Source organism: Acinetobacter sp. Q85-2, from assembly GCF_013420555.1.
In the GTDB taxonomy this organism is placed as follows: domain Bacteria; phylum Pseudomonadota; class Gammaproteobacteria; order Pseudomonadales; family Moraxellaceae; genus Acinetobacter; species Acinetobacter indicus.
On the sequence record NZ_VOXW01000007.1, the window covers coordinates 78,950 to 97,855 of the forward strand.

The following is an 18,906-nucleotide window of genomic DNA, read 5'->3' on the forward strand; positions in this document are numbered from 1 at the left end:
CCCGAGTTACTCCTTATCAGATGATATAGCCTGTGATTTTTTCACATGACCAGCAGATTGAGCAGGAATTTGACCAGTAGGGTCGATTACCAGCTCTTCAATTGAGTTAAAGCGGGTAATTTCTGCAAGATCCATATTTGGTGAACCGATTTTAGGTTTAATCCCTGCAGCTTTACGTTTGTCAGATGGAGCCCAGTTCAGTGCACCGGTTGACAGTTCGTAAATCAAACCAACGAGTAAAACTAAAATAAATACAGCAGCAGTTGCAAAACCAACCCAGCCTACTTCACGAACAGAAGCTGCCCATGCGTAGAGATAGAGGGCTTCTAAGTCGAACACAACGAAGAAAATCGCAACTAAATAGAACTTGGCAGACAAGCGAATGCGTGCACCACCTGCACTCACAACACCTGACTCAAACTGCTCCTGCTTGGCACGGCCCCATGATTTACCCCCTAGGAGTAACGGGACAGTGAGCATAAAGACGCATAAAAATGTAACGCCGATCACGAAGGCAATAATTGCCCATTCGTATGGAGTAATGGCACTCATGCGGGGATAACTCCTGGCAGGCCTATTTATTAACAAAGAATGTATGTATTGGCCTTCAAATACACCAAACACAAAATTAATCCCGCCAATTGTACCTGATTTATGATTTCACTTGCTAGCTTATAAGCCTTAGTCTTTCGGATGATTTTTCCGCGAAACAAATGCCAGAGCACCATTCTGTTGGCCCCTACAGGCCATAATCGCTTTACTAAATCAAGATGTGTTTATTTATTAATTTTTCCAAAATTTTGCATGAGTCGCTGCTATTGATCACTAAATTTGCAATGGCCAATCCTGCCAGCCGTATTCGGCTTCATTTACACCGAATTAAAATGATGATCTTATTCTGCGCCTGAATGCCGGCGTGATTTGTATATTTTTGCAATTTAAAGCGCTTAAGGCTTCATCAATCTGAAGGCTTATGGTATTCCTAAGAAGAACTATAAATTTCAATAATAAGGAGTACATACATGAGCTTAAAATTTACCCATCATCCTGAGTACTTTCTTTTTGCCCAGCTAATTATGCGTCATATTGAAAATTATATTGAGAAACATCCAGACGCGAACAATGCCATTTTCGATTTACGTGATATTTACGAGCTGTTCCGTCAGGACAAAGCCTCAGCCAGTATTAACCTCGATGGTATTTTAAATATTGCTGATGAGTACACGGTGGATACCCTGGACGGTGACCAGAAACTGATTAGCCGTTACAATATTGATGCCAAAGACAATAAGCTGCTGTTTGACTTTAATCAGGCTGCACTGGAAGGCCTTAAGAAAGGCAAAGCCCTGATTGCTCCGGATGCCAAAATCCAGGAATAAAACAAAAAAGCGTGTTTTGACAACACGCTTTTTTAATTAACTTTTACGTTGCCATAAAAATTGTGAAATGGCTCTTAATGCGGCGGCATCTTCAGCAAAATAGTCTAGCGCCTGCAGGGCCTGATCATGCAAATCTGTGGCATAAGCCTGTGCCTGCTCCAGCCCCATCAATGCCGGATAGGTCGATTTCTCCACCTGTTCATCCTTCCCGGCAGTTTTTCCTAACACTTCAGTATCAGAAATAATATCCAGAATATCATCCTGGACCTGGAAGGCCAGACCAATCACTTGCCCATATTCACGCAGTTGTGGAATCGCGCGATCGGTACCCTCAAAAATCGCTACCGCGGCCATCATAATCGCCGCAGAAATTAAAGCACCGGTTTTATTGCGATGAATCGTTTCTAACGCAGCCTGATCAACCTGTTTGCCTTCGGCCTGTAAATCCAGCACCTGTCCGCACACCATCTTGGAAGACGCGGTCGCCAGAATCTGCATCTGCTTTAGCACAATTGTCGCATCTACTGCCGCCCCCTGATCAAACAGACGGCTGCCCAATACCTCAAAGGCCATTGACTGCAAAATATCACCCGCCAACAGTGCAGTATCTTCACCAAAAGCCGCATGACAGGTCGGCTGGCCACGGCGCAGCAAATCATTGTCCATACAAGGCAAATCATCATGCGCCAGCGAATAGCAGTGAATCAGCTCAATCGCCACCGCTGCACGGCGCACTGCCGCCATATTGGTATTCGGTTTTAAGGCTGCTGTGGCATAACACAAGGCCGGACGCACGCGTTTTCCACCCAGCATTACTGCATGATAGACCGCCCCTTTTAAAGGCTCAGGAATGGCAAAAGCGTCTAAGGCTGTCAATAAATCTTGTTGGATACGTTGTTGCGCTTCAGTCAACACGGTTACAGGGACGTCAGTGAGAGATGACACATTTGCCTCGAATTGGTTATTCTATAAGATTGTTAGCCGTCACTGGCCAACCCCCTGTCCGCATTGTACCTCTAATTTAAGTTTTTTTAAGCCTTAACTACAGACAAGCGGATATTTCAATTTTTCAGCTTTCAATCTCAACCCATAAAAAACGCCCCTATTGAACATAGAGGCGAATTCATTAATTCAGGCAAAATCAAGTCAGCGTTATTCCAGCACCTCGGCCGGTACACGTACCCAGCCTTCCATCAGCACCCGCGCACTACGGCTCATCACCGCTTTTTTCACCTGCCACTGACCGTTTTCCTGTACCGCTTGCGCGCCGACGCGTAAAGTCCCGGAAGGATGGCCAAAACGCACCGCTTCACGCTCGCCACCACCAGCAGCCAGATTCACCAAGGTCCCCGGCACGGCAGCAGCTGTCCCAATGGCCACCGCAGCAGTGCCCATCATGGCATGATGCAGTTTACCCATCGACAAGGCACGCACCAGCAAATCGACATCTTCAGCCTGAATATTTTTACCACTTGATGCAGTATAGTTCTGTGGACGCGCGACAAAAGCAATTTTTGGAGTATGCTGACGTTTTGCCGCTTCCGCTACATCATCAATCAAGCCCATCTGCTTGGCCCCATAGGCCCGGATTTTTTCAAAACGCGCCAGCGCCTCCGGATTACTATTAATATCATCCTGCAATTCGGTGCCGCTATAGCCAATTTCATCGGCATTTAAAAAGATGGTCGGAATACCGGCATTAATAAAGGTCGCCTGAAAAGTCCCGACATCTGGTACCACAAAGCTGTCCACCACATTGCCAGTCGGAAACATGGCCCCGCCCTCTTCGCCATCATCGGCCGGATCTAAAAATTCAATTTGTACTTCTGCTGCCGGAAAAGTCACACCATCCAGCTCAAAATCACCGGTTTCCTGCACCTGACCATCGGTGATTGGCACATGCGCGATAATGGTTTTCTGAATATTTTTCTGCCAGATGCGTACGGTACACAGACCGTTTTCCGGAATTTTATCGGCATCCACTAGCCCCTGACTGATGGCAAAAGCACCCACCGCAGCAGTCAGGTTGCCACAGTTACCGCTCCAGTCCACAAAAGGCTGATCAATTGCCACCTGACCAAATAGATAATCGACATCATGCTCCGGCTGGCTGCTTTTGGCCAGAATCACGGTTTTACTGGTACTGGAAGTGGCGCCGCCCATGCCATCAATCTGCTTGCCATAAGGGTCCGGGCTACCAATGACCCGTAGCAGTAGCTGATCACGAATTTTTCCAGGCACTTGCGCTTCGACTGGTAAGTCATCTAATTTGAAAAAGACACCTTTACTAGTACCGCCACGCATATAGGTGGCTGCAATTTTAATTTGTGGAGCGCAGCGCATTCTTATCTAATCCTTTGATTTTTCGTTGTATTACATAATCCAAAGCAAGGTTTTTGCTTGCTTTAAATGATAACGTCTTTTACTTAAAAAATCAGGCGAACTGGACTTAAGTATAAAATTTACCCAAATCTTGGGCTGTAGACTTGAAATTTTCAAGCCTAAAAAAATATAGCCAATAAAATTAATATCTTGATTCAATTATTGTTTCAACAAAATGACCATTTTTCGATTTTATGAGCTGTTCTGAAGCGACTGGTGATCTACTAGGCTAATTTGCAACTATCTATTACAATCGAGCCACTTATTATACATTGTCGGGCTGAACACTTTGAACAACGAGTCTTCTCAACTTCAGCGTGGCTTAAAGAACCGTCATATCCAACTCATCGCCATGGGCGGCGCGATTGGTACTGGCTTATTCTTAGGTTCCGCTCAAGTCATCCAATCCGCAGGTCCCTCTATTATTTTAGGCTATGCGATTGGGGGTTTGATTGCATTTTTAATTATGCGCCAACTGGGCGAAATGATTGTTCATGAACCGGTTGCAGGTTCTTTCAGCCATTTTGCTTATCGCTATTGGGGGAAATTCCCTGGCTTCCTGGCCGGCTGGAATTACTGGATTTTATATATTCTGGTCGCCATGACCGAACTCACCGCTGTCGCCAAATATATTAACTACTGGTGGCCGCATATTCCGGCCTGGTCCTCGGTCCTGTTTTTCTTTATTGTCATTACCCTGATCAACCTCGGCAATGTAAAATTTTATGGGGAATCAGAATTCTGGCTGGCAATTATTAAAGTGGCCGCAGTAGTATCGATGATCATTTTTGGTCTGTACCTCCTGTTGACCGCAGATGCCAACTCGACTGCTTCATTTAGCAACCTCTGGAGCCATGGCGGATTCTTCCCGCACGGCTTTGAAGGCTTATTCTTCATGCTGGCCTTCCTGATGTTTGCCTTTGGCGGGATCGAGCTAATTGGTATGGCAGCAGCAGAAGCGCAGGATCCGAAAAAGACTATTCCCAAAGCCATCAATCAGGTGGTGTTCCGTATCCTGATTTTCTATGTTGGTTCATTGACCATTTTACTATCGTTAGTGCCATGGAATCAGCTGGAACTGGGCGGTCTGGATAAAAGCCCATTCGTGATGATCTTTAGCCAGTTAGGCATTGGCTGGGCGGCACATCTGCTGAACTTTATTATTTTAACGGCGGCGCTGTCGGTTTATAACAGTGGTATGTATGCCAATAGCCGGATGCTGTTCGGTCTGGCCCAACAAGGCAATGCGCCAAAAGTATTCCTGAAAGTGAACAAGCAAGGCGTGCCAATTCCTGCGGTGCTGTTCTCTGCCCTGCTGATTTTTGGCTGTGTATTGTTGAACTACTTTGTACCGGAAGATGCTTTAAGCCACCTGATTTATATTGTGGTCGGTGCCTTGGTACTGAACTGGGCCATGATTACCCTGACTCACCTGAAGTTTATTCAGGCCATGAAAAACTCAGGTCAAACCACCTCTTTCCCTGCACTGTGGTCACCTGTGGGTAACGTGATTGTGCTGCTGTTTATTGCCACCATCCTGTACATTATGTGGACCCAAGGCTTTAGCGAATCGGTGTATATGATTCCGGTCTGGATTGTGCTGATGTGGGGTCTGTTTAAATTGCTAAAACAAAAAAACAGCTAAGTTATTTTTACTGACAAAAGAAAAAGTTATTACTTCGGTAATAACTTTTTTTTCAGCTTTTTTTCAGCTAAATTAAGGGCGTTTTGTGCCCTTAGCTTAACTGGATAGAGCAGTTGCCTCCTAAGCGACCGGCGTGGGTTCGAGTCCCGCAGGGCACACCATCGTATCTATAAAAAAGGAAGGTGCATCTCCTTCCTTTTTTATCTTCAGCACTTCACCGAGATGAAGCAACTCGCGTAGCTGCCTTGGCGAATTCCCCCACCATTTTAAATCGGCTGTAACTGTGCGCTTAAACGTGCTGCCATCTCTCTTAAATACTGGATTTTTGGATGCTGCATATCCAGCGGCAAATCCGAAGCAGTGCCCAACACCGAAATCGCATATTCAATTTCATGGTGCTGATTTAATACCGGCACACAAATCGCATGAATTCCGGCCAGCAAATCGCCTGCGACCGTGGCCACACCTTCACTTAGAATCTGCTGTTTTAATGTTAAAAATTCATCCCAGTTCTGCGGATAGACCACTTTCTGCTGTGCCTGATGCTGCTGCCATTCTTTTTCCAGCAAAGGTCGCACCAATGCTTCCGGCATAAACGCAGCATAAGCCCGGCCGGTGGCCGAATTCAGCATCGGCATGATCGAACCGACACGGGTAATTACCGAAACTGGCTGATTCGGCTCTAGCCACTGTACAATCAGTGGGCCTTGCGTCGTCCATTTGCTAATCTGCAATCCACAATCCAAATGCCGGTGCAGTTCATTAATCTGTGCCTGTGCCGCCTGCAGACTGTCACTGCGCTGGATACAGCTCAGACCAAAACGATAAGCCTGATCGCCCAGTGCATAACGACCATCTTCCAGCTGCTTGGCATAATTCATACGTACCAGACTGACCATATAACGGTGCACCTTGGCCGGATGCATGGCCAGTTTTTCAGATAAATCTTTGAGCATGACCGGATGACGATAGGTCATCAGCGCATCCAGCACGGTTAAACCCACCTCTAAAGATTGCACGCCCACCTGATTCTTTTCTGACATAAGAATTTTACTCTCCTGTAAACACCGAGCATTTTAGCGTGCTGTTCTGATTTATAAATGCATCTCTGCAGAATTCTTTTATTTACTTTTTTACGATATTCGTAATTTAATTAACCATTGTGTAATTAATAAAAATGAGTATGATGAGATTTATGACAAAAATCAAGTGATCCAGATCACTCCCCAGATAGAAAACACTGGACCGTTTTCATCGAGATATGCAGGAACCCCATATGACTCAGCAAGCATTTGTAGACGTTGCAGCACATTCAGATTTCCCGATTCAGAACCTGCCGTATGGCGTATTTAGCGAAAGCCCAACGGGCCATCGCCGTATTGGGGTGGCCTTAGGTGAATGGGTGGTGGATTTGGCTGTGCTGGAAGCGAACGGTTTTCTCAGCATTCAGGCCGGCGAAAGTTATTTTAATCAGCCGACCTTGAATAAATTTATTGAATCGGGTCAACACAACTGGCGCAAAATCCGTCAGGAATTACAAAGCCTGCTGTCTGCCGACAACCCGACATTACGTGACAATGACAGTTTACGTGCACAGGCTTTCTTCGCTCAGGCAGAAGTGCATATGCATCTGCCGGTACATATTCCGGGCTATACCGATTTCTATTCATCTAAAGAACATGCCACCAATGTCGGCTGCATGTTCCGCGATCCGAAGAATGCCCTGCTACCAAACTGGTCAGAATTACCGGTCGGTTATAACGGCCGCGCCAGTTCTGTGGTGGTGAGTGGTACACCGGTGGTACGTCCATCTGGCCAGATCAAGTTACCGAATGCCGAACGTCCTATTTTCTCGGCCTGCCGTAAACTCGATTTTGAACTGGAAACCGGCTTTATTGTTGGCAAACCGAACAAACTGGGTGAACCCATCTCGATTGAAAATGCCTGGGAGCATATTTTTGGTATGGTGCTGTTCAATGACTGGTCAGCACGTGATATCCAGCAATGGGAATATGTGCCTTTAGGGCCGTTTAATGCCAAGACCTTTGCTTCATCCATTTCACCATGGATTGTGACCATGGAGGCGCTGGAACCGTTTAAAACCCGTACCCCGGTGCAAGAGCCACGTCCCCTGGCCTATTTACGTGAAGAACAGGTCGATAACAGCTATGACATCCATTTGTCGGTTGAGCTCAAAGCCGCACAATCGGAACAGAGCGATGTGATCTGCCAGACCAACTTTAAATATATGTACTGGTCGATGGCACAGCAACTGACCCATCACACTGTTTCAGGCTGTAATGTTCAGGTTGGCGATTTAATGGGTTCCGGCACCATTTCTGGTCCAACGCCGGATTCTTATGGCTCCTTGCTGGAACTGACCTGGAACACCAGCAAACCGTTAACTTTGGCCAACGGTCAACAGCGTGGTTTCCTAGAAGATGGCGACACGCTAATCATGAAAGGCTACTGTGAAAAAGATGGCCTGCGCATTGGCTTTGGTGAAGTCAGCGGCACCGTCTTGCCTGCAGTGCAATTTAACTTTGCCACAGATGAAGCGCAGGATGCTGCCCATGAAACTGTATAGTTATTTTCGCAGTTCAGCTGCTTACCGGGTGCGGATTGCGCTGAACCTGAAGGGCTTAAAAGCTGAGATTATTCCGGTACATTTGCTAAACAATGGCGGCGAACAGCATCAGCCTGCCTATCGTCAAATCAACCCAAGCGGCCTGATTCCGGCCTGGGTGGAGGATGATTTTCAGCTGAGCCAGTCGCTGAGCATTCTGGAATATCTGCAAGAAAAATATCCGCAGCCAGCCCTGCTACCGGCCGATCTACAGCAACGCGCCAAAATCCGCGCCTTTTGCCAGAGCATTGCCTGCGATATTCATCCGATTAATAACCTGCGCGTGCTGCAATATTTAAGCGGAACGCTACAACTCAGCGATGAACAGAAAACGGCATGGTATCAGCATTGGGTGACTTTGGGCTTTCAGAGTCTGGAGGCACAATTGACCGATTCCAATGGCCGTTTCTGTTTTGGCGATCAGCCCACTTTTGCAGACTGCTGCCTGATTCCACAGGTCTATAACGCCCAGCGCTTTCATGTCAATTTAACCGACTTTCCAAAAATTGCCGCGATTTATAGCCATTGTTTCACTCTGCCTTCATTTCAACAGGCCGCACCCGAAGCACAGGCAGATGCCGCTTAAGATTCATCAATAAGGATATTGAACCATGACCATTCAAATTGAAAAAATTCACCACGTTGCCTATCGCTGTAAAGATGCCAAAGAAACCGTCGAGTGGTACAAAAAAAACCTGAATATGGACTTTATTCTGGCTTTTGCCGAAGACTATGTACCGTCGACCAAAGCCTTTGACCCATACATGCATTTATTCCTGGATGCCGGCAATGGCAATGTACTGGCCTTTTTTGAACTGCCGACCCAGCCAGAAATGGGCCGTGATGAAAACACGCCGAAATGGGTGCAGCATATCGCCCTGAAAGTCAAAGACCGCGCTGCACTGCTCGAAGCCAAAGCGCATCTGGAAGCCAATGGTGTCGAGGTTTTAGGCGTGACCAATCATGGCATTTTCCATTCAATTTACTTTTTTGATCCGAATGGCCATCGTCTGGAACTGGCCTATGATGATGAAGCTGCGCCAGAAAAAATCGCCCTGATTACTGAAGACATGAAGCATGAAATGCTGGAGCAATGGAGCAAAACCAAACGCGCGCCGCATCACACCCATTTCCTGCATGCCTCCGAGTTAGACAACAACGCTGGCAGTGCCAAAGTCGACAGCTAAACAAGCAGGTTAAAACAGATGAATAAAGTAGTAGCAACTGCTGAGCTGGCGTTGGCCGATGTGGTGGCCGATCAGCAAACGCTCGCGGTGGGTGGTTTTGGTCTCTGTGGCATTCCTGAAGCCTTAATTGAAGCGCTAAAAAATACCGGAGTGACTGGACTGACTTGTATTTCCAACAATGCTGGGGTCGATGATTTTGGTTTGGGCAAACTGCTACAGACCAAACAGATTAAAAAGATGGTCTCCTCCTATGTTGGTGAAAATAAGGAATTTGAACGCCAGTATTTAAGTGGTGAACTGGAAGTGGAACTAACCCCTCAAGGCACACTGGCAGAAAAATTACGTGCTGGCGGCGCGGGGATTCCAGCCTTTTACACGCAAACCGGGGTCGGCACGCTGATTGCCGAAGGCAAAGAAGTTCGTGAATTTGAAGGAAAATCCTATATTCTGGAACACGCCTTAACAGCTGATGTTGCCCTGATTAAAGCCTATAAGGCAGATAAAGCTGGAAATCTAATATTCCGCAAAACTGCCCGTAACTTTAATCCTGAATGTGCCATGGCCGGCAAATTTACCATTGCGGAAGTCGAGCAGATTGTGGAAATCGGCGAGCTGGACCCGGACGAGATTCATCTGCCTGGAATTTATATCAACCGTGTGGTACTGAACAGCACACCCGAAAAACGGATTGAACAGATGACCTTAAAGGCGGAGGCTTAAACCATGACATGGACGCGAAATGAAATGGCCCAGCGTGCTGCGCTTGAGCTGCAAGATGGCTTTTATGTTAATTTAGGGATTGGCCTGCCCACCCTGGTTGCTAACTATATTCCAGAACATATCAACGTCTGGCTACAGTCTGAAAATGGCCTGCTGGGCATTGGTGAGTTTCCGACTCAGGACACGGTTGATCCCGATCTAATTAATGCCGGGAAACAGACTGTAACCGCACAAGCGGGTGCATCATTTTTCTCGAGCGCAGAGTCCTTCGCCATGATTCGTGGCGGACATGTCAACATTGCCATTTTAGGTGCCATGGAAGTGTCGGAACATGGCGATTTGGCTAACTGGATGATTCCAGGTAAAAAAGTCAAAGGCATGGGCGGCGCCATGGATCTGGTGGTTGGGGTACAGAAAGTCGTGGTGCTCATGGAACACTGTGCCAAAGATGGCAGTCCAAAACTGCTTTCCGAATGTAGCCTGCCTCTGACCGGTCAAGGTGTCGTCAACCGGATTATTAGTGATCTCGGCGTGATTGATGTGACTGAACAGGGCTTAAAGCTCGTAGAACTGGCCAAAGATGTGACCCTTGCACAAATTCAGGCTGCTACAGGGGCAAAGCTGATCACAACGGGGCTAGATGCAGCTTAAATTCCACAGATCAGGAGCAGCGATATAGCTGCTTCTGTTTTTAACCCACTAATCACCTGATTTTTGAGAGCATGCCGGTTTCTAAAATTTTGAATTAAATCTCAAAAATTATAGTTTCAAAGAAATAAGCATCAAATTTTCAGCCATTAAAATTGATCAAATTTCAATCAATTAAAAACATTCAAACAAGAGATTGATTTTAAATTTTATTCTTTAATTTTCAATCACTAACAAGCAAAAAACCCACACCAATTAGAACAAATACTCTATTCAGCGTATTTTTTATACTGATTAGTTTTTTCTAGAGCATTTACTCTTATTTTAATTGTGATATTTTTGTCACATGGAGTAACAAATGGTCTCGGTTTGCACAAATCGAAATCATCCAAAATGAAAGCTTAAAGCATCAACAAAAACTGTCATAAAAGACTTTATAGCCCAAGGGAAATGTATAATGAAATTAAAAGCACTTAGCACAGCAATGATTTTAGCAACTGTACCAATGACAGGTGCTTTTGCTGCAGCAATGGATCGTTCTGGTCAATCCATCGCTGCGTTCTTACAGCCGGGTAACTACTTTGAAGCAGGTATTTCTGTATTAGACCCAGATGTTTCTGGTAAAACTACAGCAATGACCACTCTTACGGGGCAGCAAATTCCATCACACGCAACAGGTGATATGGCGAGTGATTATTACTTCCCATCAGCTGCCTTAAAACTACAAGTCACAGATCAGTTTTCTTTTGGTGTAATTTACGATCAACCATTCGGGGCAGAAGCTGAATATACCGCTCAATCAGCAGCATTTAATCCGACAGGAAGTGATGGTACCCGCGCTGAAGTAACAACTGAAAATCTAAGCTTCTTATTTGGTTTCCAACCAACTGAAAATTGGAATATTTATGCAGGTCCAGTTTATCAAACAGCTAAAGGTAGTGTAGCACTACGCGGTGCAGCATATAGTCTATTAAATGGTTACGATGCAACCATGAAAAAAGACAGTGAAATTGGTTGGTTAGCAGGCCTAGCTTTCCAAATCCCTGAAATTGCACTTAAAGCTTCTTTAACTTATCGCTCTGAGGTTGAGCATGAGTTAGCAACTACTGAAGCAATACCCCAACTAGGTATTGGTCCGATGGTGCTTGCGCCAGCAATGCCTCTTACACCAACAGGAAATACCAAGGTAACAACTCCACAGTCTGTTAATTTGGATTTCCAAACAGGAATTATGGCAGATACCGTTGCTTTTGCTAACGTACGTTGGGTAGATTGGTCTGACTTCAGTATTCGCCCACCTGCTTTTGGCGAAACTTTAGATGGTTTAGCAGAAGCATCTGCTTCACCACTCGTACCTGCTCCATTAAAACCTACGCTAGCAAGCTTAAAAGGTGGCAACCTTGTTGAATATAACGAAGAGCAATGGTCAGCTACGGTTGGTGTAGGCCGTAAACTTACCGACAAGTGGGCAGGCAATGTCTCTGTAGGTTGGGACTCTGGTGTCGACAATCCTGTAACTACTCTTGGTCCAACTGAAGGCTACTGGAATGTAGGTCTAGGTGTACAATACTCACCTGCACCAAACTACTTCATTGCGGGTGGTGTTAAATACTTCTGGTTGGGTGATGCAAAGGCTTTAACAGTTGCTAACCCGAATGTTGGTGAGTTCACAGATAACCATGCAATCGGCTACGGTCTAAAAATGGGTTACCGCTTCTAATTCCAATATTTTTCAAAAGAGCCACCCTTCGGGGTGGCTCTTTTTGCACTTAAAACTCCTCTTTTTTATACAAGTGTTAACTAAATGTTTAAATTTAAAGCAATTAAACTCGTATTTACCCAAACATTACCCTAAAAAAATTATTTAATAAAATTCAATTACTTAAGATCTAAAAATAGTACTTTTACTCTAATCAACTGCTATTTATAACTTATTCAGTTCATTTATTCTGCGAAGTTGAGCATTTACTCTTTTTTTAAATATGTTACTTTTCCTGCACTTTTTGTTACATAAAGCATCAGGGAACGACCATGAAGCTCAATAAAATTTATTCGGCTATATTACTTAGTACACTCCCACTTACGCCTGCGCTTGCTGCTGGTTTAGACCGTTCTGGTCAATCTATTGCTGCATTTTTACAACCGGGTAATTATGCAGAAGCAGGTATTTCAGTTTTAGATCCCAAAGTTCAATCTAATCAATTGAAAGTTAACGATATGGCAGAAGATTATTATTTCCCTTCTGCTGCGATTAAAGTACAAGCAACTGAGCACATTTCTATAGGTCTTTTATATGACCAACCATTTGGCGCCGAATCTCTCTACCCTTCAAATAATCTAGTTTTTGGCGCGAATGGTGAAGCAACCCAAGTAGAAGTAGAAACACACAATCTTTCAGCTTTAATTGGTTACCAACCTACAGAAAACTGGAATTTCTACGCAGGTCCTGTTTATCAAACAGTTAAAGGTAATGTATCTTTACGCGGTACAGCCTACTTATTACTTTCTGGCTACAACATTGACCTGAAAGAAGACGATGCATTTGGTTGGTTAGCTGGTGCAGCTTACCAAATCCCTGAAATTGCTCTAAAAGCAGCGATCACGTATCGCTCTGAAATTAAACATGAATTAGATACTACAGAAACTTCAAATGTTTATATTCCATCATACGGTATTGATCTACGTTCTATGACAAGCCAAACAGAAGTGGTTACACCACAATCTGTGAACCTTGATTTCCAAACAGGTATTGCAAAAGATACTTTAGCTTTTGCTAATCTACGTTGGGTACATTGGGATCAGTTTGCCGTAAGCCCAGCAGCTTTAGCAAGTGCTAGTAAACTCGCTAAAGGTAAAGCTCAAAATTTAATTGACTATTCAGATGATCAAATTTCTGCAACCGTTGGTGTAGGTCATAAATTTACTAGCAAATGGTCTGGTTCTGCATCTGTAGGTTGGGATTCTGGTGCAGGTAACCCTGTAACTACTTTAGGCCCTGTTGAAGGCTTCTGGAGCGTAGGTTTAGGCGGTCAATATAGCCCTGCGGAAAATTATTTTATTCAAGCTGGCGTAAAATACTTCTGGTTGGGTGATGCCACTGCACGTACGGGTACAACAGACGTTGGTGAATTTGAAGACAACTATGCTTTGGGTTATGGTCTAAAAATCGGCTACCGCTTCTAAAACACTCTCTTGATGCAAAGCTTGTTTGGGGGCGCCTTCGGGCGCCCTTTTTTATTGTTTTAATGAATGAAAATCTCAATAAAAAAGCCGCATAATTTGCGGCTTTCCTTAGTTCAGCGGGTATCCATTAAGCTGGAATATCACGCACAGAAGCTTTACGGATCGCTTCTTTTAGCGCTTCATAGCCATGAATGGCCGGGAACTGTGGAAATTCTGCAATCACATTTTCAGGTGCATCAAACAGGAAACCGGCATCGGCTTCGCCAAGCATAGTGGTGTCATTATAAGAATCGCCTGCGGCAATCACACGGAAATTCAAACCATGTAATGCTTTTACCGCCTGACGCTTCTGGTCAGGTTGACGCAGCTTGTACGCGGTGATCATGCCATTTTCATCAGTTTCCAGTTTATGGCAGAAAATAGTTGGCCAGCCCAGTTGCTTCATTAACGGATGAGCAAATTCATAGAATGTATCAGATAGAATAATTAGCTGGAAATGGGTACGTAGCCATTCCACAAATTCTTTGGCACCCGGAAATGGGCCCATATCGGCAATCACTTCCTGAATATCATTTAAACCCAAACCATGCTGTTTTAAGATATTCAAACGCTGTGTCATTAATACATCATAGTCAGGAATATCACGGGTTGTCGCTTCTAGCTCTTTAATCCCAGTTTTTTTTGCAAAGTTAATCCAAATTTCTGGAACCAACACACCTTCAAGATCAAGACATACAACTTCCATGAATGCTCCCCATATCTGTCATTGAAAAAAATTTGCTCTATCATAGACCAAGATCGTGCTTTTGACTTGTTCTTTTTTAAATCTATTTTTTTCATAAGCATTGATTTTTTAGTGATAAGTCGGTTTTGGCATTTCTATTAAAATACAGCCGAAATAAATTAATATAGGTTTTGTCATCTCCAAGCCTATAGCCAGGAATATTATGACTACCATTCCCACTATTGATCTCGTTGACGCGCTTGCCGCCGAATATGCAGATAAATTTCCAAGTGAAATTCTAAAACTGGCACTCAGCCAGCCAGGTGAAATTGCGATTTCCTTTTCAGGCGCTGAAGATGTGGTGCTGATTGATATGGCGGCCAATCTGGGTCTGCCTTTTCGTGTCTTTAGCCTGGATACCGGCCGTTTGCATGGCGAAACCTATCAATTTATTGAAACCGTTCGCAAGCACTATAATATTCCAATTGAAATCTGTTTCCCGGAAACTGAAGCGATTCAGCAACTGGTTAATGAAAAAGGCCTGTTCAGTTTCTACGCCGACGGTCATCAGGAATGCTGCGGCATCCGTAAGGTTCAGCCGCTGCGTAAAAAGCTGGCCACGCTAGATGGCTGGATTACCGGTCAGCGTAAAGACCAGAGTCCAGGCACGCGTAATGAAATTCCGGTGGTTCAGGCTGACCCGGGTTTTTCTGGTCCTGGCAAACAGCTCATCAAGTATAATCCTTTGGCCAACTGGTCCAGTAGCGATGTCTGGAATTACATCCGTTTAATGGAAATTCCATATAATCCATTACATGAAAAAGGTTTTATTTCGATTGGCTGTGAACCGTGTACCCGTGCGGTGCTACCAAACCAGCATGAACGCGAAGGCCGCTGGTGGTGGGAAGATGCAACCCATAAAGAATGTGGACTTCACGCCGGAAATCTGAAAAAATAAATGCGCTAGACCACTGCCCAGCAGTGGTTTATTTTTTTACGCAACAGAATAAACAAAGTTCCGCGTTTATATGATAAACACTATATACTAAGTCAGTTCACCTATAATTCTAAAAAGCCGTTCCAATGAGGGTCGGTCATATTGCAGTGAGGCAATTAACGCTATGCGTCCATTACATCCGATTGATTTTATCTTTCTGTCTTTAGAAAAACGCCAGCAACCAATGCATGTTGGGGGGTTATTCCTATTTCAGATTCCAGAGAACGCACCTGAAACCTTTATTCAAGATCTGGTCGAAGACATCCGTAATTCTCAATCGATGCCGATTCCACCATTTAACAATAAATTAAATGGACTATTCTGGGATGAAGATCCTGAATTTGATCTGGACCACCATTTCCGTCATATCGCCCTGCCTCATCCGGGACGAATTCGTGAATTACTGACCTATATTTCTCAAGAACACAGCGCGCTGATTGACCGCGCCAAACCGCTGTGGACCTGTCATATTATTGAAGGCATTGAAGGCAACCGCTTTGCTATGTACTTCAAAATCCATCATGCCATGGTTGATGGCATTGCCGGCATGCGCTTACTGGAAAAATCGCTCTCACACGATCCGGATGCCAAAAGTATTGTACCGCCTTGGTGTGTAGAAGGCCGCCGCGCCAAACGCCTGAAAGAGCCAAAAGCCAGCCGCTTTAAAAATATTGCAGCAGGCCTGAAAAGCCAGCTGGAAGCCACACCGCGAGTCATGTACGAGTTATCACAAACCGTAATGAAAGATATGGGCCGTAATCCGGATTATGTCTCCAGCTTCCAGGCGCCAAGTTCAATTCTGAATCAGCGCGTCAGTTCTTCACGCCGCTTTGCTGCACAGTCCTATGAGTTTGCCCGTCTGCATAAAATTGCCAAGGCCCTAGGCGTGACGATTAATGACATTGTGCTGGCCATCTGTTCAGGTGCCTTACGTGAATATTTACTCAGCCAGAATGCCCTGCCAAGAAAACCACTAATTGCCATGGTGCCCGCCTCAGTCCGTAGCGATGATTCCGATGTATCCAACCGGATTACCATGATTCTGGCCAACCTGGCGACGCACAAGGACAATCCGCTGGAACGTCTCAGCATTATTCGCCGCAGCGTGCTGAATGCCAAAGAACGCTTTAAACGCATGAATGCCAACCAGATTCTGAACTATAGCGCCTTTGTTTATAGCGCCGCCGGCCTAAACATTGTGTCTGGTTTAATGCCAAAACGTCAGGCCTTTAACCTAGTCATTTCCAATGTGCCGGGACCGCGTGAAGCGCTGTACTGGAATGGTGCCAAACTCGAAGCGCTGTATCCGGCTTCAATTGTGCTGGATGGTCAGGCGCTGAACATCACCATGACCAGTTATCAGGACAAGCTGGAAGTCGGTTTAACAGCCTGCCGCAATGCCCTGCCAAAAATGCAGAACCTGTTACAGCATCTGGAAGATGAAATTCAGCGTTTCGAACGGATTATTGAAACGGTAGATGTGACCTTGGACGAGGTGGAACAAAAAGTCAGTTAAAAGACTCGGCCCAGGCCGGAAGAACATCGAGATTCAGACGAAAAGTATGAATCTCTTTTTTAAAATTGTGATGATAAGAGAAAAAATTAAGGGGCTTTCAAAAAGGCCCCTTAACTTTTAATGGTTCGACATTGTTTTAATAATTGCTGACAGACGGTGCGAATCATGGCGGTAGTAATTTGTACTTCTTTACCTTGCTCATCTACGATATACGCCGCACTGTGTACAGTTTTTGGTTCTAAAACTTTAAGACTTTTATTAATCACGACTTCGCTCATACCCATGATAGACCTCATTTTGCTGAAACCGTAAGGGAGATTACGGCTTTGGCTCTGGTGTATGCTTAGTATTGTGAATCTACCTAAAAAAGTAAAATTTCAGATGTAACAACTGTTTAACGATATCCTGTTACAATTTCAGCTTAAAATGATATCGTATTGCTCTTGCGTGTATAAATTTTCAACCTGGAATTTTATGACACGATTCACGAAATGCTCCAGATCCGCGACAGCTGGTGCTTCTGCGGTTAACAGCCGGTCAATCACTGATGGATGGGCAACGACAGTAAAGCCACGCTGAGATTCGAAGGCACGTGCATAGCGCATAATTTCTCGAAAAATCTCGTAACACACTGACTCGGCTGTTTTCACATAACCGCGGCCCTGACAGGTTGGACAAGACTCACACAGCAAATGTTCCAGAGATTCACGGGTACGCTTACGGGTCATTTCCACCAGACCCAGTTCAGACACCTGGGTAATTTTGGTTTTGGCATGATCGCGTTCCAGCATTTTCTCGAACTGGCACATCACTTCTTCACGATGCTGCGCTTCCTGCATGTCAATAAAATCAATGATGATAATCCCGCCCAAGTTACGCAGTCGCAACTGACGTGCAATCACCTGTGTGGCTTCCATATTGGTTTTAAAGACCGTGTCTTCCAGACTACGCCCGCCGACATAAGAACCGGTATTGATATCAATGGTGGTCATGGCTTCGGTCTGATCAATCATCAGATAGCCACCCGATTTCAGCGCCACGCGGGTTTGGAGCGCCTTCTGGATATCTTCTTCGACATTGTATAAATCGAACAGCGGCCGCTCACCCGGATAATGCAACAAGCGATTTTGCATATTCGGCACAAACTCATCGACAAAGTCTTTTAGCTTGGCATAAATTTCACGTGAATCGACATAGATTTTGGCGGTTTCTTCATTGGCCAGATCGCGAATCACACGCTGCGGTAAAGGTAGCTCTTCAAAAATTAAAGACGGCACCGCAATAATTTTCTGTTTACGCTGAATATGCTCCCACAGCTTGGCCAAATAGGCCATATCCTGGGCAATGGCGGCCTCTTCCACCCCTTCTGCGGCGGTACGAACAATCACCGAGCCCGGCAGTTTATGCTGTTTCTGAATGCGTTCAATCATCGAGCGTAAACGGTCACGCTCTTCATCCGATTCAATCCGCTGTGATACCCCAATATGGCTGCCAAACGGCATCAATACCAGATAACGCGAAGGAATTGACAGATCGGTCGACAGACGCGCACCTTTGGTACCGAGCATGTCTTTCATGACCTGCACGGTAAGGATTTGCCCCGGCTGTAACAGCTCGAAAACATTCGGGGTCGGCTGGCTGCGTGGCCAGACCATGTCATTGATGTGTAAAAAAGCGGTACGTGACAACCCAATATCGACAAAGGCGGCCTGCATGCCTGGCAGCACCCGTACCACTTTGCCTTTATAAATATTTCCTACTAAACCACGTTTGGCGGTACGTTCAACAAATAATTCATTGACCGTGCCGTTTTGAATTAACGCGACACGACATTCCATAGGCGTGACGTTAATCAACAACTCGTCAGACATAATACAACTCAAAGCCTTATAAAAATTC

At 45.1% G+C, this 18,906-nt stretch carries 18 protein-coding genes and 1 tRNA gene; 12 read left to right on the forward strand and 7 right to left on the reverse strand.

What is annotated here, in order from left to right:
* Window positions 1-6: 6 nt before the first annotated feature.
* Window positions 7-552 carry an NADH-quinone oxidoreductase subunit A gene (ndhC, locus tag FTT68_RS05535; RefSeq protein ID WP_005179655.1) on the reverse strand — a complete coding sequence of 182 codons (546 nt, stop codon included), beginning with the start codon at window positions 550-552 and terminating at the stop codon, window positions 7-9.
* A 470-nt stretch (window positions 553-1,022) separates the two neighbouring features.
* Between ndhC and FTT68_RS05540 the strand changes: the two genes are divergently transcribed.
* Window positions 1,023-1,379 (forward strand): hypothetical protein, encoded by a 357-nt coding sequence (locus FTT68_RS05540; protein ID WP_104505625.1) that lies wholly within the window; start codon window positions 1,023-1,025, stop codon window positions 1,377-1,379.
* A gap of 36 nt (window positions 1,380-1,415) precedes the next feature.
* Here FTT68_RS05540 and FTT68_RS05545 read toward each other — a convergent pair whose 3' ends face one another.
* Together FTT68_RS05545 and prpF are read right to left on the reverse strand one after the other, a co-directional pair.
* Window positions 1,416-2,324 carry a farnesyl diphosphate synthase gene (locus FTT68_RS05545; protein WP_005179661.1) on the reverse strand — a complete coding sequence of 303 codons (909 nt, stop codon included), beginning with the start codon at window positions 2,322-2,324 and terminating at the stop codon, window positions 1,416-1,418.
* Between the two features lie 207 nt (window positions 2,325-2,531).
* Window positions 2,532-3,722: a 2-methylaconitate cis-trans isomerase PrpF gene (gene prpF / locus FTT68_RS05550; protein ID WP_180056396.1), complete on the reverse strand. Its 1,191-nt coding sequence runs from the start codon at window positions 3,720-3,722 to the stop codon at window positions 2,532-2,534.
* A 328-nt stretch (window positions 3,723-4,050) separates the two neighbouring features.
* Between prpF and FTT68_RS05555 the strand changes: the two genes are divergently transcribed.
* Both FTT68_RS05555 and FTT68_RS05560 read left to right on the forward strand, forming a co-directional pair.
* Entirely contained in the window at window positions 4,051-5,406 is a 1,356-nt protein-coding gene (locus FTT68_RS05555; RefSeq protein ID WP_034597873.1) for an amino acid permease, read from the forward strand.
* A gap of 85 nt (window positions 5,407-5,491) precedes the next feature.
* Window positions 5,492-5,567: transfer RNA gene (locus FTT68_RS05560), tRNA-Arg, on the forward strand.
* 105 nt (window positions 5,568-5,672) lie between these two features.
* Here the strand turns inward: FTT68_RS05560 and FTT68_RS05565 are convergent.
* Window positions 5,673-6,449: an IclR family transcriptional regulator gene (locus FTT68_RS05565; protein WP_005179671.1), complete on the reverse strand. Its 777-nt coding sequence runs from the start codon at window positions 6,447-6,449 to the stop codon at window positions 5,673-5,675.
* A 233-nt stretch (window positions 6,450-6,682) separates the two neighbouring features.
* Between FTT68_RS05565 and fahA the strand changes: the two genes are divergently transcribed.
* The 7 genes from fahA to FTT68_RS05600 all read left to right on the forward strand — a co-directional run bounded on the left by fahA (window position 6,683) and on the right by FTT68_RS05600 (window position 13,770).
* On the forward strand, window positions 6,683-7,993 hold the full coding sequence (gene fahA / locus FTT68_RS05570) for a fumarylacetoacetase (RefSeq protein WP_104511580.1): 1,311 nt from the start codon (window positions 6,683-6,685) through the stop codon (window positions 7,991-7,993).
* Window positions 7,980-8,618 carry a maleylacetoacetate isomerase gene (gene maiA, locus FTT68_RS05575; protein WP_104500483.1) on the forward strand — a complete coding sequence of 213 codons (639 nt, stop codon included), beginning with the start codon at window positions 7,980-7,982 and terminating at the stop codon, window positions 8,616-8,618. The genes fahA and maiA overlap by 14 nt, the downstream gene beginning before the upstream one ends.
* A 25-nt stretch (window positions 8,619-8,643) precedes the next feature.
* Window positions 8,644-9,219 carry a VOC family protein gene (locus tag FTT68_RS05580; RefSeq protein WP_005179677.1) on the forward strand — a complete coding sequence of 192 codons (576 nt, stop codon included), beginning with the start codon at window positions 8,644-8,646 and terminating at the stop codon, window positions 9,217-9,219.
* Between the two features lie 18 nt (window positions 9,220-9,237).
* Window positions 9,238-9,939 carry a CoA transferase subunit A gene (locus FTT68_RS05585; protein WP_180175236.1) on the forward strand — a complete coding sequence of 234 codons (702 nt, stop codon included), beginning with the start codon at window positions 9,238-9,240 and terminating at the stop codon, window positions 9,937-9,939.
* Between the two features lie 3 nt (window positions 9,940-9,942).
* On the forward strand, window positions 9,943-10,590 hold the full coding sequence (locus FTT68_RS05590; protein ID WP_180056392.1) for a 3-oxoacid CoA-transferase subunit B: 648 nt from the start codon (window positions 9,943-9,945) through the stop codon (window positions 10,588-10,590).
* A 454-nt stretch (window positions 10,591-11,044) separates the two neighbouring features.
* A complete protein-coding gene (locus tag FTT68_RS05595; RefSeq protein WP_168399310.1) occupies window positions 11,045-12,307 on the forward strand; it encodes an OmpP1/FadL family transporter in 1,263 nt (420 codons plus the stop codon).
* Window positions 12,308-12,618: 311 nt separating this feature from the next.
* Entirely contained in the window at window positions 12,619-13,770 is a 1,152-nt protein-coding gene (locus FTT68_RS05600; protein WP_168397507.1) for an OmpP1/FadL family transporter, read from the forward strand.
* Window positions 13,771-13,897: 127 nt separating this feature from the next.
* Here the strand turns inward: FTT68_RS05600 and thrH are convergent, their stop codons facing one another.
* Window positions 13,898-14,515 carry a bifunctional phosphoserine phosphatase/homoserine phosphotransferase ThrH gene (thrH, locus tag FTT68_RS05605; protein ID WP_075168141.1) on the reverse strand — a complete coding sequence of 206 codons (618 nt, stop codon included), beginning with the start codon at window positions 14,513-14,515 and terminating at the stop codon, window positions 13,898-13,900.
* Window positions 14,516-14,717: 202 nt separating this feature from the next.
* Between thrH and FTT68_RS05610 the strand changes: the two genes are divergently transcribed.
* Window positions 14,718-15,452: a phosphoadenylyl-sulfate reductase gene (locus FTT68_RS05610; protein ID WP_180056390.1), complete on the forward strand. Its 735-nt coding sequence runs from the start codon at window positions 14,718-14,720 to the stop codon at window positions 15,450-15,452.
* Between the two features lie 163 nt (window positions 15,453-15,615).
* Window positions 15,616-17,007, forward strand: coding sequence for a wax ester/triacylglycerol synthase family O-acyltransferase (locus FTT68_RS05615; RefSeq protein WP_005179696.1), 1,392 nt, complete (start codon window positions 15,616-15,618; stop codon window positions 17,005-17,007).
* A gap of 110 nt (window positions 17,008-17,117) precedes the next feature.
* On the opposite strand, the gene FTT68_RS05620 is transcribed toward FTT68_RS05615, so the two are convergent.
* Complete coding sequence (locus FTT68_RS05620; RefSeq protein ID WP_005179698.1) at window positions 17,118-17,291, reverse strand: PA1571 family protein; 174 nt, start codon at window positions 17,289-17,291, stop codon at window positions 17,118-17,120.
* 132 nt (window positions 17,292-17,423) lie between these two features.
* Complete coding sequence (gene rng, locus FTT68_RS05625) at window positions 17,424-18,878, reverse strand: ribonuclease G (RefSeq protein WP_005179701.1); 1,455 nt, start codon at window positions 18,876-18,878, stop codon at window positions 17,424-17,426.
* Window positions 18,879-18,906 lie beyond the last annotated feature (28 nt).